12 protein-coding genes are annotated in these 16,119 nt (G+C 62.4%); 10 read left to right on the forward strand and 2 right to left on the reverse strand.

Annotated features, from left to right (window positions below):
* The first annotated feature begins 301 nt into the window (after nucleotides 1-301).
* A complete protein-coding gene (locus DRET_RS12005; protein WP_015752815.1) occupies nucleotides 302-1,162 on the forward strand; it encodes a hypothetical protein in 861 nt (286 codons plus the stop codon).
* On the opposite strand, the gene DRET_RS12010 is transcribed toward DRET_RS12005, so the two are convergent.
* Nucleotides 1,163-2,014, reverse strand: coding sequence for a Mut7-C RNAse domain-containing protein (locus DRET_RS12010; protein WP_083777243.1), 852 nt, complete (start codon nucleotides 2,012-2,014; stop codon nucleotides 1,163-1,165). It abuts the gene before it with no gap.
* Here DRET_RS12010 and DRET_RS12015 point away from each other — a divergent pair.
* The 7 genes from DRET_RS12015 (at nucleotide 1,989) to argC (ending at nucleotide 12,774) form a co-directional block, all read left to right on the forward strand.
* A complete protein-coding gene (locus tag DRET_RS12015) occupies nucleotides 1,989-3,236 on the forward strand; it encodes a M48 family metallopeptidase (protein ID WP_015752817.1) in 1,248 nt (415 codons plus the stop codon). The genes DRET_RS12010 and DRET_RS12015 overlap by 26 nt on opposite strands.
* The gene (locus DRET_RS12020; protein WP_015752818.1) at nucleotides 3,229-6,312 is read left to right on the forward strand and encodes a UvrD-helicase domain-containing protein; all 3,084 of its coding nucleotides are present in this window, start codon (nucleotides 3,229-3,231) and stop codon (nucleotides 6,310-6,312) included. The genes DRET_RS12015 and DRET_RS12020 overlap by 8 nt, the downstream gene beginning before the upstream one ends.
* A gap of 45 nt (nucleotides 6,313-6,357) precedes the next feature.
* Nucleotides 6,358-7,455: a DHH family phosphoesterase gene (locus DRET_RS12025; RefSeq protein WP_015752819.1), complete on the forward strand. Its 1,098-nt coding sequence runs from the start codon at nucleotides 6,358-6,360 to the stop codon at nucleotides 7,453-7,455.
* An 8-nt stretch (nucleotides 7,456-7,463) separates the two neighbouring features.
* The gene (polA, locus tag DRET_RS12030; RefSeq protein WP_015752820.1) at nucleotides 7,464-10,001 is read left to right on the forward strand and encodes a DNA polymerase I; all 2,538 of its coding nucleotides are present in this window, start codon (nucleotides 7,464-7,466) and stop codon (nucleotides 9,999-10,001) included.
* Between the two features lie 119 nt (nucleotides 10,002-10,120).
* Complete coding sequence (locus DRET_RS12035) at nucleotides 10,121-11,308, forward strand: pyridoxal-phosphate-dependent aminotransferase family protein (protein WP_015752821.1); 1,188 nt, start codon at nucleotides 10,121-10,123, stop codon at nucleotides 11,306-11,308.
* Between the two features lie 67 nt (nucleotides 11,309-11,375).
* Nucleotides 11,376-11,708, forward strand: a complete 333-nt coding sequence (locus DRET_RS12040; protein ID WP_015752822.1) for a DUF1844 domain-containing protein — start codon at nucleotides 11,376-11,378, stop codon at nucleotides 11,706-11,708.
* A gap of 10 nt (nucleotides 11,709-11,718) precedes the next feature.
* Nucleotides 11,719-12,774 carry an N-acetyl-gamma-glutamyl-phosphate reductase gene (gene argC, locus DRET_RS12045; RefSeq protein ID WP_015752823.1) on the forward strand — a complete coding sequence of 352 codons (1,056 nt, stop codon included), beginning with the start codon at nucleotides 11,719-11,721 and terminating at the stop codon, nucleotides 12,772-12,774.
* Nucleotides 12,775-12,817: 43 nt separating this feature from the next.
* Here argC and DRET_RS12050 read toward each other — a convergent pair whose 3' ends face one another.
* The gene (locus DRET_RS12050; protein WP_015752824.1) at nucleotides 12,818-14,107 is read right to left on the reverse strand and encodes a phenylacetate--CoA ligase family protein; all 1,290 of its coding nucleotides are present in this window, start codon (nucleotides 14,105-14,107) and stop codon (nucleotides 12,818-12,820) included.
* Nucleotides 14,108-14,179: 72 nt separating this feature from the next.
* Between DRET_RS12050 and DRET_RS12055 the strand changes: the two genes are divergently transcribed.
* Together DRET_RS12055 and DRET_RS12060 are read left to right on the forward strand one after the other, a co-directional pair.
* Nucleotides 14,180-14,953, forward strand: coding sequence for a prepilin peptidase (locus DRET_RS12055; protein ID WP_015752825.1), 774 nt, complete (start codon nucleotides 14,180-14,182; stop codon nucleotides 14,951-14,953).
* 117 nt (nucleotides 14,954-15,070) lie between these two features.
* Nucleotides 15,071-15,793, forward strand: a complete 723-nt coding sequence (locus DRET_RS12060) for a formate dehydrogenase accessory sulfurtransferase FdhD (RefSeq protein ID WP_015752826.1) — start codon at nucleotides 15,071-15,073, stop codon at nucleotides 15,791-15,793.
* Nucleotides 15,794-16,119 lie beyond the last annotated feature (326 nt).

A 16,119-nucleotide genomic window follows, 5' to 3' on the forward strand; every position in this document is an offset into this window, starting at 1 on the left:
TACAATGATGGTGCGTCCCTCAAACCATTCTGACTTTGTGATGCTTTACAATACACAGTACGCCATGTCCATGCTTTTTTGAGCAGAAAAGGTTCCCCTTGCTTGCACTCCCCCGAGCAGGAAGGTATCGCGGACTCAGAGGCTCACCGGCAGGATATTTTTCAACACGTTAGGAAGTTGCCCAGTACGCTTACGCTCTTTTTTCAGACGACTGAAGGACACGTCAGAACCCGGCGCACAGGGCCACAAGCCCCAAACAGTGCAGCAGGGAACACTTTCAGGCCAATCAGGGAGGAGGACCATGCTCGCTCGTGTAGTTGTGTCTTGGGGGCTTATCGTGTTTATGGCCGCGGGCCCCCTGTGGGCCCAATCCGTTGACGCGGGTTTTGAACTCCGCGGGTTGGCGGGCGCCTCTCGGGAGGTTCAGGACAGCGAGGCAGCGGTGACGCGCCACAGCGCCGGGGTGGCCTTTTTTTTCCGCAACTGGCGGCTGCAATACACGGAGGATCACTTCACCTGGGACGAAGCCGACCAGCTTGTCAGCGACACCCAGACGCCGTGGCAACGACTGCACACGCTGGGGGCAGACTGGTCGCACCGGGAGCGTTTCAACGACCGCTGGGGCTGGTTCGCCCGTCTGGGGGCCACGGCCTCCTTTGAAGAGGAGATCGACCGCAGTGTGCAGGGCAGCGCCGGGGGCGGCCTGAACTACGCCTTCTCCAGCCAGTGGAGCCTGAGCTTCGGTGCCGGGACCGTCGTCCACCCGCTGCGTTGGCGCGTCCTGCCCCTTGCCAGCCTGAACTTCCGCCCGCAAAGCACTTCTGGATGGACCGCCCGGATCGGAGTGCCCCGGACGGCAATCACCTACCGCTGGAACGCTGGCTGGTCTCTGGGCGCAGACCTCCAGCGGCACAACCGGTTCTCGCGGCTGGCCGACGACAACGAGCTTGTCCCAAGCGGCTATGCGGAGATCGAGGACTGGTCGCTGGGGCCGGTGCTCGGATGGCAAGGAGAAAAGGGGTGGCGGCTGACCTGCTCGCCCCGCTACCATTTTGGAACGGATTACACCGTGTACGGTCCGGACGGGGACAAAAAGCACACCTGGGAGACCGACACCGACTGGTCGATCCTGGCTGGGATACGTTACCAACTGCAGCCGTAACTACCGGGTCTTGGCTGCAATCGCGCTATTGCCTGAAAAAGTGGTTGAGCCGGAAAACAGGCGACCCCGCGCTCCAAAGCAGGGCTCCTCGCAAAGCTCCTGGAGCCAGCGCTGCATATGGGCGTGGTGCGAACCGCGCCAATACAGCCGATCGCAGCGCGGACAGCGTGAAAAATCCTGGTAATACCGTTTGGTCTTGGGCAGCAGGCGATGGACGATATCGGCCTTGGCCACAGGGACCAACGGTTCATTGCACCGCAGGCAGCGGCTGAAGGGGGTGCTGTACCTGCTCAGCCCGAAGAACCGGACCACTTCCCGCAGTTGCTCCCCCGGGTGGTCGGCCCGGAGATAGCGGGCCCAGACAACGGACCTGCGCTTCAACAAGCCGCCGTCCTTGGAGAGGACCACACGCTGTTCGACCGCCGCGCGGGCGGCAAGCGCGCCATCATCCGCGTCCGGATCGTCCAGGGCATCAAATCCGAGCATCCGCAGCATCCGCGCCAATTTGGCCACATTGACGTCGACAAGGAACCGCAGACCTGCAGCGGGCACAGGGTGCAGGACCGAAGCCGCGCTCACATCGACCGGCGGCAACGGCGGCAGGACAAGGACCCGATCCCCCGGGCGGAGCAAGGCCTCAAATCCGGTCCACTGACCATTGAGGGTCAGCGATCCGATCTCGGTATGCGGCACCCCCAGGGCCTCAATGGCATCTTTGATTGATGCCCGGCGCCCGAGGGTGTATTGAACCTCTCCCCCTGGAGTGCTCCGGGGGACGAAACGAGGCAGATCACCGCCAAAAAACACCTCAACGGGAACGTTGCGTATGTCTTTCTGGCTTTTGGGCCTCATGGGCCTGCTCCTTCTCCATTATTGTATCCATTGCGGTGTGGAATGGCTCAACCTGCGTTCTCTGTCCACAGCCGTGCCAGTGGCGGTCCAAGACACCATCGACGCGTCGACGTATGCCAGATCGCAGGCCTATACCACCTCCCGCACCCGTTTGGACATCACAACCGCCAGCCTGGACCTCGGAGTGTGGCTGCTCCTTTTGGGCAGCGGCGTGCTCGGGGATCTCGACGCCTGGATCGGTGCCGCCGGCTTGGGAGAGACAGTCTCCGGGCTGGTCTTTTTCGCCGCCCTGGGCCTGGGATTGTATCTCGTCCATCTCCCTGTACACATCTACGCCACCTTTCGCATCGAGCAGCGCTACGGTTTCAACACCACCACCGCCGGGGTGTTCTGGGCCGATCAGCTCAAAACCCTTGTCCTGACCGCACTCCTCGCAGGGGTCCTGCTCAGCACCGTCCTGCTCTTTTTCCAGGCCTTTCCCCGTACAGGCTGGCTCTGGGCTTGGCTGAGCATCAGCCTGGTGGTGCTTCTGCTTCAGGTCGTGACGCCACGCTGGATCCTGCCCCTGTTCAACCGGTTCACCCCCCTTGAGGAGGGTCCCTTGCGGCAGCAGTTGACCGACTTGGCCCATGCGGCAGGCTTCCGCCTGGCCTCCATTGCGGTCATGGACGGCTCCAAACGCTCGACCAAGGCCAACGCCTTTTTCGCCGGCCTGGGCAAAACGAAGCGTATCGCGCTGTTCGACACCCTGGTGCAGACCTTGACTCCCCGGGAAGTCGCCGCGGTGCTGGCCCATGAAATCGGGCACAATGTCTTGGGGCATATTCCCCGCCTGATCGGTGGTACGGTACTCAAAATCGGTCTTTTTCTCGCTTTGTTCGCTTTGCTCAAGGACCACCAGGGATTGATCCAGGGCGCCGGTTTCGAAGAGGCCAGCCTCCACGCCGGGTTGACCGTCTTTTTCCTTGTACTGACCCCGGTGGGACTCCTGCTTGGAGCCTGGCACAATACCCGTGCCCGGCGCTACGAATTCGAGGCCGACCGCTATGCGGCCCGGTTGACCGAGGCGCCCCAGGACCTTATCTCGGCCTTGAAGCGGTTGGCCGCCCACAATATGGCCAACCTCACCCCCCATCCCTGGCATGTGGCCTTGTACGCTTCCCACCCTCCGCTGCTCAAACGCCTCGAAGCCCTGGACCAAGAGGCCGGCGACCATGTCTGAGACACAATTGTATTACGCGGACCTGCACATCCATTCCAAATATTCCCGGGCGACCAGCAGACAACTCACCCCGCGCCATCTCGCCGCCTGGGGCTGGGTCAAAGGGATCGACCTCCTGGCCACCGGGGATTTCACGCACCCGGCCTGGTTGGCCTTGCTCCAGGAACAACTCGAGGAGGACGGCCGCGGCCTGTTACGTCTCAAAGAGCCAACTCGCCTGGAACAGGAACTGCCCTGGCTGGAAACTCCGGTACCGAAAGCGCCGCGGTTCATGCTCGGTACGGAGATCAGCTCCATCTACAAGCGCGGCGGCGTGGTGCGCAAAGTCCACAACCTGGTCTATCTCCCGAACTTCGACGCCGTCCGCCGCTTCAACGAACGCCTGGACCAGGTCGGCAATCTTGAGGCCGATGGCCGCCCCATCCTGGGCCTCGATTCAGAGCACCTTTTGGAAATGGTCCTGGAGACCGATCCCCTCGGTTTCGTCATCCCCGCCCATATCTGGACGCCCTGGTTTTCCCTGTTCGGCTCCAAATCCGGCTTCAACGCTCTTGAGGAGTGTTTCGGGAGCCTTTCCCAGCATATCTTTGCCGCCGAAACCGGGTTGTCCTCGGACCCGGCCATGAATTGGCACTGGTCCGCCCTGGACCACCTGACCCTGGTCTCCAATTCCGACGCCCATTCCGGGGCCAACCTCGCCCGGGAGGCGACCCTGTTCAGCGGCACCATGGATTTCGCCACGATTCGCGAAGGACTGCGCGACCGCAGTACAGGGACGTTTCAGGGCACCTTGGAGTTTTTCCCCGAAGAAGGGAAATACCACCACGACGGCCACCGTAAATGCGGCCTCTCCTGGGACCCGCGGCAGACCGAGGACCACGGCGGTATCTGTCCGGTCTGCGGACGTCCGGTGACAGTCGGGGTATTGAACCGCATCCTGGAACTGGCCGACCGCAAAGAGCCCCTCCGGCCTCCGGACCACCCCGATTTTGTCTCCCTGGTCCCCCTTCCGGAACTGCTCTCGGAACTGCTGAGCGTCGGGCCCAAAAGCAAGACCGTGCAACGCCGCTATTGCCGCCTCCTGGCCCAATTCGGCCCAGAACTGACCATCCTGCGCCACACCCCAGTTGAGGAACTCCGCCAGCATTGGTCCCTTCTCGGCGAGGCTATCGGTCGCATGCGCTCGGGCCGCGTCCAGCGTCAGCCCGGGTTTGACGGGCAATACGGGGTCATCCGCGTCTTCAGCGACCGGGAACGCCGCGAGTGGCGCCACGGCCCGAGCCTGGTCCTGCCCACAGATCTGGACCACCCGTCCTGCACCGCCCAGACCGCCCCTGGTGGCGCTGGGGCCGGGAGGGAAGAAGGCGATGTCGAAAAGCACCCGACCCCGAACCCCGAACAGGAAGCCGCTGTCCAGGCCGGACCGGAGCCAGTGCTCGTCCAGGCCGGACCGGGCACCGGAAAAACCAGAACCCTTCTGGCCCGGGTTCGCCGGCTGCTCGAGCAGGGAACGCCAGCCAAGGAGATTTTGCTTCTGACCTTCACCCGGGCCACGGCCGAGGAACTCCGAAACCGCCTCCAGCTGGAAACGTCGGCTGCCGCCGAAATCCAGGCCGGGACCCTGCACAGCTTGGCCTATGCCCATTTTGTCCAGCACCACGGCCGGGACCCGGTCCTTCTCTCCGAAGAAGACGCCAGGAGCCTCTTTGTGAAAGCTGTGGCCGCCGATCGCCACGAGGGCCAACAGATGTGGACCCGCTGCCAGTTGGCACGGGAATCCGGTATCCCCTCCCGGGTACCCGCCCCCGGAGAGGCCGAGTACCAGGAGGCCAAGGCCCGGCGCGGTGTCGTCGATTTCACCGACCTGCTCCAAAAATGGCTCCAGGGACTCACGAACGGGGCTCGGCCGGAGTGGACCCAGGTCCTGATCGATGAAATTCAGGACCTGACCGGGCTCCAGCTGAACCTGGTCCAGGCCCTTTGCCCGCCCCAGGGCCACGGTTTCTTCGGTATCGGCGACCCGGATCAATCCATTTATGGCTTCCGCGGGGCGGTCAGCACCACCGCCGAGTGGCTCAGCCGGACCTGGCCCGAACTGACACCCCTCTCCCTGCAGCGCAATTACCGCGCCGCCGCGCCCCTGGTCCAAGCCGCCGGAACGGTTTTCCCTGAACGGCCGCCGCTACGCCCCCAACGTTCAGTCCAAGGACAGATCATTGTCTGTGAAACACCCAGCGCCTGGCGAGAAGCCTCCTGGATCGCCACCCAGGCCCGGACTCTGATCGGGGCCACAGCCCACAGCCAGGCCGATAGTGGCGACACCGGCGAGACCTCCCCCGGGGACATCGCCGTGCTCGTACGCACCAGAGCCTTGCTGCGGCCGCTGGCGGAAAAACTGGACCAGGCCGGAGTGCCGTGTTCGGTGCCCGAGGAAGAGCCGTTCTGGCGCGACAACCGGGTCCAGGACCTCCTGGAAACGGTGCGCGCGGCCTTCGACAGGGCCGTCACCCCGCCGTGGGATTGTCCTGAGGCCGTTCTCGGGCAAGGGCCGGCGGGTATGGCCGCGTATTGGGCCCAATCGGGGCCCGTCGATCCGCTTTTCTGGCAAAGCCGCGCCTTTCAGCAATTGCAGCAGGCCTTTGCCGACCAGGGGGATTGGGAGGCCCTGCTGACTTGGTTGGCTCGACAAGACACCCTTGATACGGTCCGGCATCGGGTGGAAAAAGTCCGCCTCATGACATTGCATGCCAGTAAGGGGCTCGAATTCACTGCGGTTTTCCTCCCAGCCCTCGAAGAAGGACTGCTCCCGTATGGCGCAGGCGACTTCGGTTCAAACGAGGAAAATACGGCCTTGACGGCGGACCGTCTGGCGGAGGAAAAAAGACTTTTCTACGTCGGCTTGACCCGAGCCAAACGCTATCTCTATCTCAGTCATAGCCAGGAACGACGCCTCTACGGTCAAACGCTCGCCGGACGGCCGAGCCGTTTTCTGCAATCGCTGCCACCGTCTCTGGTGCAGACCAAAACCGTGGTCGCCAGGACGAAGCAGAGAAGCACCCAATTGACGCTGATGTAAAAACGTCGTTTCTGCCGAAACAGCAGAAGCGGCTATCGAGGTGGCATGTCATACTTCCGACGTCTTGACGAACGGGTTCAGGCCCTGATGGACCAGCTCAAGAAAAATGATCGCTGGCTCATCCTCTGCGTGGCCGATCCGGACGCTCTGGCCTCAGCCATGGCCTTGAAACGGCTTTTGGCCAACAGGGTCCAGGCAGTCGGCCTGGGCATGATCAATGAGATCTCCCGCCCCGACAACCTGGCCATGGTCAAATACCTCCGGATCCCTGTACAACGGGTCACGCCGTTGATGGCCGCCCAATACGACAAATTCGCCCTGGTGGACTCTCAGCCCCACCATAGTCCGGCCTTTGCTGATTTCAAATTTTCCCTGGTCATCGACCACCATCCCGAAAGCCCCGAGTATCCAGTCCAGGCCGACTTTCAAGAAATCCGGCCCCAATACGGTTCGAATTCGACCCTGATGACCGAATTTCTCTACAACGCCGGGGTCAAACCCGGAAAACTCCTGGCCACCGCCTTGCTCTACGGCATCAAGACCGACACCCAGAGCTTCGAACGCAATTTCCACGACGCGGATGTCAAGGCCTTCCGCTACTTGAGCAAATACGCCAACCATCTTCTTTTGCGCAAAATCGTGCGCAGCGAGTTCCGTATCGAGTGGCTGAAGTATTTCTCCCAGGCCTTTCGCAAGATGCGGGTCATGGGCGAAGGGTTGACCGCCTACATGGGCGAGGTGGATTCCTCGGACATCCTGGTCATCCTGGCCGATTTCTTCCTTCGGGTGCACGGCATTTCCTGGACGATCGTCAGCGGCGTCAGCGATGATAAATTGATCAATGTCTTCCGTGGCGACGGGCTGCGCCGGGACGTGGGGAAGATGGCCCAACAGCTGTTTGGCGACGTCGGCTCGGCCGGTGGGCACAAATCCATGGCCCGGGCCGAAATCCCCCTGGACAAGCTGGATAACCAGCATCCCCAGCAATTCATCTGGGAGCGTTTGGAAAATAGCAAAAAGGCCAAAAAAGCTTCTCCCGCAGGGGCGGGAAAGCAAGAGTCCAATGGCGGCACCCAATCGGACAAGATGCGCCGGGTGACCCAACCCCCGACATCTTCATCATCCTCACGCAACCCAAAGTAGGCAGACGCATGACCCCCGTAAAATCCAGAATGGGCTGGGACACGGAACCGCTGTACCTCATTGACGGAAGCGCCTATCTCTACAAGGCCTTTTACGCCTACCCCGATCTCCAGCGCTCCGACGGGTTCCCAACCAACGCCCTGTACATCCTGACCCGCCTGCTTCTGAAACTGCTCCAGGAAGAGCAACCGGTGTACGCCGCTTTTTTCCTGGACGGCAAAGGCCCAACTTTCCGCCACGAGCTGCTGCCGAGCTATAAAGGCCACCGCCCCCGCATGCCCGAGGATCTCGCCGCCCAGATCGGTCCGCTGAAGACCCTGCTCGACGCCCTGGGGCTGCCGAACGAGGTCCCCGAAGGCCTCGAAGCCGACGACATGATCGCCTGCCTGAGCCGCCGCTTCCGGGACCAGCGGCCCATTGTCATCATCGGCGGCGACAAGGACCTCAACCAATGTCTGGCGCCGCAGGTCTGCGTCTGGGACCCGAGTGGCAAACAGGAAAAGCTGGTCACGGCCGACTCTTTTGCAAAACAATTCGGGTTCGCGCCGACTATCTGGCCCGATTATCAAGCCCTGGTGGGAGATTCCAGCGACAACATCCCTGGCGTGCCCGGCGTCGGACCGAAAACGGCCGAAAAATGGCTCAAGCGGTTCCCTGGCCTTGAAACACTGCGCGACAACCGCGAACGACTCTCGGTCAAGGAGCAGGAGAAACTCGTTCCCCATCTGGACGATATTTTCACCTACCGCCAACTGACACGCCTGCGCACCGATTGCTGTGCGGAGCGGGACCTGGATGGTTTTGCCGTCCAGGGTCAGGACACCGGCGCCTTGCGCAGCTTTCTCCAGGAATACGAATTCCGCTCGCTGCTCCGGGACCATTTCCGGGAGGAGGGAGCTGCGAAACAGGAAACCAACGCCCGGATCGCGGCGAGCACAACAGAGATCGACCCTGACTCGCTCGCCGCGTGCGAAGTTGGCCTGTATCCGGATGGCGAGAGCTTTGTCCTGGCGCTGGCAGGGAAGGAATACCGCCCCGACTGGGACATCGAGCACTGGGTGGACCACCTGTCCCGGGCCGAGCGGGTCTATCTGCCTTCCCTGAAAGACCTTCTGGTCGCCGACAGCGCCTGGGAAGGGCTGCCCTATGCCCGCTGTTTTGATCTCAGCCTTGGCGCCTATCTTCTGGATCCTGAACAGCGCTCCTATTCCTGGGACAAAATCCGGCAACGCCACCAGAACCAGCTCGAGACCCATCCGGACAACAACGCCCTCTCGATTATGGAAACCGGCAGGATTTTGCGCCGCGAACTGGCCAACAGCGAGTTGCTCTCGCTGATGCAGGATATCGAGCTCCCCCTGGTCGGCGTGCTGGTCCGCATGGAGAAACGTGGGTTGGCCATCGATCTGGAAGCCTTCCGTCGCTTCCTGGACGAGGTCCAGGAGGAACTCGACGGTCTGACCCACGAGATCTATGATCTGGCGGGCCAGGAATTCAACCTCCGCTCCAGCCAGCAGATGGCCCAGGTCCTGTTCGGGGACCTGGAACTGCCGACAGGACGCAAAACCCCCGGCGGTGTGCCGTCCACCTCCAGTCAGGTCCTGGAAGGGTTGCGCAATGTGCACCCCATTATTCCCAAGATCCTGCGCTTTCGGACCTTGGAGAAATTGCGGTCCACCTATCTGGAGCCCCTGCCCCAGAAAGTGGACGATACCTCCCGGCTGCACACCCACTTCAACCAGCTGGCCACGGCCACCGGCCGGTTGTCGAGCAGCGGCCCGAACCTCCAGAACATCCCCATCCGCGGCGAATTCGGCCCCCGCATGCGGCAATGTTTTGTGGCCCCGGAGGGCAGCCGGCTGGTGGCGGCCGACTACTCCCAAATCGAACTCCGGGTCCTGGCCCACCTCTCCCAGGACCCCACCCTCCTGGAGGCCTTCACCCAAGGCGAAGACATCCACAGCCGCACAGCCGCCGTGATCATGGACATCGCCGACGAACACGTCGACAGCGAAGCCCGTCGTCAGGCCAAGACCATCAATTTCGGCCTTCTTTACGGCATGGGGCCCCAAAAACTCTCCCGGGAACTCGGTATCTCCCTCAATGAGGCCAAAACCTTCATTCAACGGTATTTCGATCGCCTGCAAGGGGTCAGCGCCTTTTATGAACGCATCGAAGACGCGGCCAAACAGCACGGGTATGTCACCACCTGGGCCGGCCGCAGACGGCTGCTGCCGGATATCAATTCCCGCAATGCCAACCTGGCCCAGCAGGCGCGGCGGATGGCTGTGAATACCGTCGTCCAGGGCAGTGCGGCTGACATCATCAAAATGGCCATGATCGAGGCCGACGGCGACACGGAGCTTGCTGATGCCGGCGCCCGCCTGACCCTGCAAGTCCACGACGAATTGTTGCTCGAAGTGCCCCGTGAGGCAGCCGAAACAGCAGGAAAGCGCCTGGCCGCAATCATGGCCTCGGTGGCGGACATGGACGTGCCGCTGGCTGTAGACTGGGGAGTGGGGACCAATTGGGCTGAAGCGCACTGAACCACGGCCTGATCAACCACCCCTCGCCGTTGCCGTGTAGGTGCGAATTCGCACCGGCACCGAATTCATGGAGCCGAGATGGACTCTTCTTTTGTGCACCTTCAACCGTGTGAGTGACCATGAACCCAAAGACCAGACTTCTGACTCCCGGACCGACCCCGTTGCCGGAGAAAGTCCGCCTGGCCCTGGCCCAGGATATGATCCACCACCGCAAAGCGGCCTTTCAGGGCCATATGCAACGCGTTCAGACCGGTCTCAAAGAATTGTTCTGGACCAGTGAACCGGTCCTGCCCCTGACCTGTTCCGGCAGCGGCGCCATGGAAGCGGCGGTAACCAACCTGTTCCAACCCGGCGATCGGGTCCTGGTCGTGGAGGGGGGAAAATTCGGTCAACGTTGGAGACAAATTTGTGAGCGGTATGGCCTGGAGGTCGAACCGCTCCAGGTCGAGTGGGGATGCGGTGCCGATCCAGCCGCAGTGGCAAAGCGCCTCTCCGCCGACGGCCCGTTTCAGGGTCTTCTGGTCCAGGCCTCGGAAACCTCGACCGGGGTGCTCCACCCGATCCGGGACCTGGCACAGGCCCTCCAAGGCCATGAGACCCTGCTCGTTGTCGATGGCATTTCCGCCGTTGGGGTTTCGCCCTGCCCTATGGACGCCTGGGGGATCGATTGCCTTTTGACCGGCTCCCAAAAAGGCCTCATGCTGCCGCCCGGCATGGCCTTGCTCAGCCTCAGCCAGCGGGCCTGGCGCCGCGTGGAGGCCAACCCCCGCCCGCCGTTTTATTTCAATCTGCTCGGCGAGCGGCAGCGCAACGCCGGGAACCAGACCCTCTACACCTCGCCGGTGTCCCATATTTTCGGCCTTGAAGCCTGCCTGGAGCTTGTTCTCGAATCCGGGCTGGAAAGCTTGTACCGGAGCCAATGGGCCCTGACGCACATGGCCCGTGCCGGCATCGAAGCCATGGGGTTGTCCCTGCTCGTCCGAGATTGCTACACATGGGGGCTGACCAGTGTCCGCCTGCCGGAAGACATCGACGGACAGGAAGTCCTCTCCCTGGCGGCCTCGGAATACGGCGCCGTCCTGGCCGGAGGACAGGACCACCTCAAAGGACGCATCGTCCGCCTGGGGCACATGGGCTATGTCGATTGGGGCGACGTCCTGGCCGGTCTTTCAGCCCTGGGACGGAGCTGCCAGCGCCTCGGCGCGACCATCGACCTCCAGGCCGGGCTGGCCGCCGGGCTGGCCGCCTATGAACATGAATTGAGCACATTTACTCTTGAAAACCATACCCAGCCGCTGGCCCCTTGAGACCGGCGGCCTGACTGCCGTCGTACGGCGGACGGTCTGCACCAACCAGACGCAAGAGAGGTACGCCATGACCGACGAGACCACGAACCCATCCCGACATGAAGCCAAAGAGGCCTATGATTCGCAGGCCAGCAAAGACGGTCAGGAAACCATGATGCCCCAGGTCGACTGGACGACCTTCATCATGTCCCTTTCTTCTTCTGTCCTGGCACAGCTTGGCGAAGTCCCGGACCCCGAGTCCGGACAAAAGGGTATCAACCTCGATATGGCCCGGCACACCATCAATATCCTGGGCATGCTCGAAGAAAAGACGGCGGGAAATCTGACGCCCGAGGAAGAGCGCCAATTCAAGGATATCCTGTTTGAACTCCGGATGAAATACGTCCAGAAATCGCAGTAAGGAGACAGCAATGGCCCGTATCCCCGTAGGCCTGGTCGGTGTTACCGGCTACGCCGGCATGGAATTGGTCCGGCTCTTGGCGGGACACCCTGATCTTGAACTGGTTCAAGCCACCTCACGCCAGCACGCCGGAACTCCGCTGGGCCAGCTCTACCCCTTTCTGCACGGACGTCCGGAGGCAAAAATCGTGGTCCAATCCCCGGATTCCGCGACACTCGCCGCCGCATGTCGGCTGGTCTTTCTCGCCGTTCCCCACGGGGCGGCCATGGAGGTCAGCGCGCAATTGCTCAAGGCCGGCACCAAGGTCGTCGACTTGAGCGCTGATTTTCGCCTCAGGGACCCGGAGGTCTATGCAAAGTGGTACGGGCTGCCCCATCAGCAGCGCGCCCTGCTGGAAGAAGCCGTCTACGGCCTGCCAGAACTTTACGGCCACAAGGTCACCGAGGCGACCAGACTGGTCGCCAACCCCGGCTGCTATCCCTCGGGGATCATCCTCGGGCTGGTGCCGGCCCTGCGCGAAGGGGTCATCAGCAGCCGGGACATTGTCGCCGATGCCAAATCCGGCGCGAGCGGGGCCGGGCGCAAACCGTCCACGGGCACCCTGTATTGCGAGGTCAGCGACACCCTGCGCGCCTATGGCCTGGGCACGCACCGCCACACCCCGGAGATCGAGCAGGAACTTGCCGTGGCTGCCGACTCGCCGGTGACCATCTCCTTCAGCCCCCATCTGGTGCCCATGAACCGGGGCATTCTGGCGACAAGCTACGGGCGCATGCAGCAACCGCTGTCCCTGGAAGAAGTCCATGCCCTGTACACCTCATGCTACGCCGACGCCCCGTGGGTGCGTGTGCTGCCCGAGGGGACCCTTCCGGAGACTCGCTGGGTCCGGGGAACCATGTTTTGCGACATCGGCCTGGTGGTCGACCGGCGGACGGACCGATTGCTCGTCGTCACCGCCGTGGACAATCTCTGCCGCGGCGCTTCCGGTCAGGCCATAGCCAACGCCAACCGCATGCTCGGCCTGGAGCCGTGCACCGGTCTGGATCTGCCGCCAATGATGCCTTGAGTCGGGCCGGTGCTTCCTGTAGCGGCCGGCCCTCCAGGCCGCTTCACTCGCTGTCGCGCTCGTCAAGAACCCGTTTGGACTTGGCAAAGGTCCGGGGAAGATCCCCCGGATCGAGGATGTGCACGGCGCAGCGGACCATGAGCCGGCGGCGCAGGCAGGTGCTGACCGCCTCGGAGAGATTCCCGTCCGCGTCCTTACGGGCCCCTGGGTGGCGTTCGACACGCAGGACCATGACATCGACGCCGTGCTGACGGGTCAGCCGGATCTGGTATTCCGAGCTGAGTTCGGGGAAGGTCTCCAGGACTTCGGCGATCTGTCCCGGATAGATGTTGACGCCGCGGAAAATGATCATGTCGTCGGAGCGGCCGAGGATGCGGTCGTGGCGGGGGAGTTCCAGTCCGCAGGGGCAGGGATCGGGCAAAAGGCGGGAAAGGTCCCGGGTCCGGTAACGGATCAGCGGCGAGGCCTCCTTGGACAGCGTAGTGACGACCATTTCGCCAATCTCGCCCGGGGCCACCGGCTCCAGGGTCACCGGATTGAGAATTTCGAGGATGAATTGGTCCGCCCAGTAGTGCAATCCGTCGTGGGCGTCGCATTCGAGACCGGTGCCTGGACCGTAAAGTTCGGTCATCCCCGGGATGTCGTAGCACCCTTCCAGGCCGAAGACCTCTTCGACCCGTTGGCGCATCTTGGGCGTATGGGGCTCAGCGCCGAAGATGATCCGTTTGAGATGGATCCTGTCCTGGAGGCGCTGTTTCTCGACCTCCTCGGCCAAGAGCAGGGCCATCGAAGCCGTAGAACACAGGCAGGTGCTCTGCATGTCGAGCAGAAACTGGAGATGGATGTCCAGATTGCCCGGGCCAATGGGCAAGGCCATGGCCCCAAAATGTTCACACCCGAGTTGGAAGCCGACACCGGCCGTCCAAAGCCCGTAGCCGACAGCGATCTGGACCCGGTCACGGGGCGTGAGTCCGGCCAGGGCATAGCATCGAGCCATCATGGATTTCCAGGTCTCGATGTCCTTCTGGGTGTAGGCCAGAATTTTCCGTTTTCCGGTCGTGCCTGATGAAGCGTGGACCCGGACGACCTCGTCCTCCGGGACACTGAGCAGGGGCAACGGATACTCAGCCCGCAGATCGTCCACAGTGGTCACCGGCAGGTGGCGCAAATCATCGAGGCCGCGGACAGCCTCGGGCGTCACCCCCGAATCCTGCAATCGCTTGCGGTACCGCTCGTTGCCGTTATAGGCATGGGCCACAGTCCAGCGCAGACCCGCTTCCTGGTGGGCCCGCAATTCCTCGGCGCTGAACCGGGGAAAATATGCATGCGTCATGGTCGTCTCCTCAGGTGTGCGAACGGCACTATGGGCGGTTGATTCAGAATTTGTCAAGAAAAGGGACATCCCATGGACCTTGCCTCGGTTTTTTTTCCTCTGCTTGCGCTCTTTCTCGGCCTGGTGCTGGGCAGCTTCTATAACGTCTGCATCCACCGCTACCTGAGCCAAACATCCATTGTCTGGCCCGGCTCGCATTGCCCGCAATGCGGTCACAGGCTGAGCTGGTGGGAAAATATTCCGCTCGTGAGTTTTCTCGTTTTGCGCGGACGCTGCCGTGCCTGCCGCACCCCGATCAGCTGGCGCTATCCCCTGGTCGAGGGCCTTTCCGGACTCTGGGCCCTGGCCCTGGCCTGGCAATTCGGTCCCGGCACCGCCTGGCTGGTGTATATGGGCTTCGGCGGACTGCTCATTGTGGCCAGTTTCATTGATCTGGACAGCTTCATCCTCCCCGACCGTCTGACGCTGCCCGGCGGGCTCCTGGCCCTGATCGCGGCACCGACGCTGCTGGGGCTGTCCTGGAGTTCGGCAGCCATCGGGGCCGTGGCCGGAGCGGGCACCTTCTGGATCCTGCAACAGGGGTACAAACTCCTGCGCGGGGTCGAAGGACTGGGCACCGGGGACATCAAACTCATGTTCCTGCTCGGTGGACTGCTCGGCTGGCAATCCCTGCCCCTGGTGGTCTTTCTCGGCGCCCTGAGTGGTCTGGGCGTCAGCGTGGTCTACCTTGTCCGGGACCGCAGCCAAGGTATGCAGACCGCCATCCCCTTCGGCCCATTTTTGAGCCTGGGCGGGATGCTGACAATCCTCTTCGGCCCATCACTTCTGCAATGGTATCTGGGCTGACAGGGAGGGAAACACAAATCCAAAGTAGCCTTGAAGTTGGAAAGCTCCCTGCCAAAATCCGGGGCCGGGATTGTGGCCACAATCACAAAAACGGCTCAGACATCCAGGAGAAACGTCATGTCAAGCGCCGCACACGCCTTGGAGAATATCGCCTGCTGGCAATACCGCCAGGAGGATTGGCACTCTATCCAGGACACTATCGCTCCGGAACAGGAGGTTTCCCTGTATTGGCATGACCAACTCGCCGCTGCCCTGCTGGCTTTCCCCTCCGGGCTGTCCTCTCTTTGTCTCGGCCATGCCTGGCTCGAACTCTGCCGCCCCGGCGAGACTCCCGGCCTCGACGCGCAGCAGGGGGAATCCTTTTACCTTTCAGTCCGCAACGCCCGTAAAGACCTCGATTTGCACGCCCCCGAGCCGCAACTCACTCCGGAAGCCACCCTCGCCTTGCGCAACGACTTCATGCGCCGCCCCGGCAAATGGGACCACACCGGCTGCTTCCACCGCGCCGGGGTCTATGATCCACAGGAACACCGGTTCCTGACCACCACCGAGGATATCGGTCGTCACAATTGCCTCGACCGGCTTGCCGGCTGGTCCCTTACGGAAAACGTCAATCTCCGAACCACCGTGCTGATGGTCACGGCCAGGGCCACAGCTTCCCTGGTTGAAAAGGCGGTCCGCGCCGGATTCCCCATCCTCGTCAGTCAATCCGCTGTGACCACGCTTGCCGTGGACAAAGCGCAGCAGGCCGGGCTGACCCTGGTCGGCTTTGTCCGCGAACACCGCCTGACCGTGTTCACCGACCCCCACCACCGCATCCTGCGCGATGCAGGCTCCTGATCGCGGCCTGCTCAACGACTGAGTTCCACAAAAAACGGCCGCCACACGGCAGCCGGTGAAAAATGGCGTTTGCTCACCGCAATCAAGCGCGGGATTGCCGCCGAACCGGTTCTGGGATTGCGAAGCCGGCCTGGAAGCTGCCTTGAGCGCACCAGGAGCCGCAGCCTGGCACCAAAGACCAGACTGGATCGCACCCGCGTCACCCCAGGAACACCGCCCACGCTCTTTTTCCAGGCCGAGGGCGCAATTCCAGAACCGGGCGAACACAGAACCTGGCTGCCGCCGAACCGGTTCTGGGATTGTGAAACCGGCCTGGAAGCTGCCTT

Source organism: Desulfohalobium retbaense DSM 5692 (assembly GCF_000024325.1).
Taxonomy (GTDB): Bacteria; Desulfobacterota; Desulfovibrionia; order Desulfovibrionales; family Desulfohalobiaceae; genus Desulfohalobium; species Desulfohalobium retbaense.

Excerpts from the sequence above, each read along its gene's own strand:
- DRET_RS12005 (WP_015752815.1), top strand. The coding sequence starts at position 302 with ATGCTCGCTCGTGTAGTTGTGTCTTGGGGGCTTATCGTGTTTATGGCC.
- DRET_RS12015 (WP_015752817.1), top strand. The coding sequence starts at position 1,989 with ATGTCTTTCTGGCTTTTGGGCCTCATGGGCCTGCTCCTTCTCCATTAT.
- DRET_RS12010 (WP_083777243.1), bottom strand. The coding sequence starts at position 2,014 with ATGAGGCCCAAAAGCCAGAAAGACATACGCAACGTTCCCGTTGAGGTG.
- DRET_RS12020 (WP_015752818.1), top strand. The coding sequence starts at position 3,229 with ATGTCTGAGACACAATTGTATTACGCGGACCTGCACATCCATTCCAAA.
- DRET_RS12025 (WP_015752819.1), top strand. The coding sequence starts at position 6,358 with ATGTCATACTTCCGACGTCTTGACGAACGGGTTCAGGCCCTGATGGAC.
- polA (WP_015752820.1), top strand. The coding sequence starts at position 7,464 with ATGACCCCCGTAAAATCCAGAATGGGCTGGGACACGGAACCGCTGTAC.
- DRET_RS12035 (WP_015752821.1), top strand. The coding sequence starts at position 10,121 with ATGAACCCAAAGACCAGACTTCTGACTCCCGGACCGACCCCGTTGCCG.
- DRET_RS12040 (WP_015752822.1), top strand. The coding sequence starts at position 11,376 with ATGACCGACGAGACCACGAACCCATCCCGACATGAAGCCAAAGAGGCC.
- argC (WP_015752823.1), top strand. The coding sequence starts at position 11,719 with ATGGCCCGTATCCCCGTAGGCCTGGTCGGTGTTACCGGCTACGCCGGC.
- DRET_RS12050 (WP_015752824.1), bottom strand. The coding sequence starts at position 14,107 with ATGACGCATGCATATTTTCCCCGGTTCAGCGCCGAGGAATTGCGGGCC.
- DRET_RS12055 (WP_015752825.1), top strand. The coding sequence starts at position 14,180 with ATGGACCTTGCCTCGGTTTTTTTTCCTCTGCTTGCGCTCTTTCTCGGC.
- DRET_RS12060 (WP_015752826.1), top strand. The coding sequence starts at position 15,071 with ATGTCAAGCGCCGCACACGCCTTGGAGAATATCGCCTGCTGGCAATAC.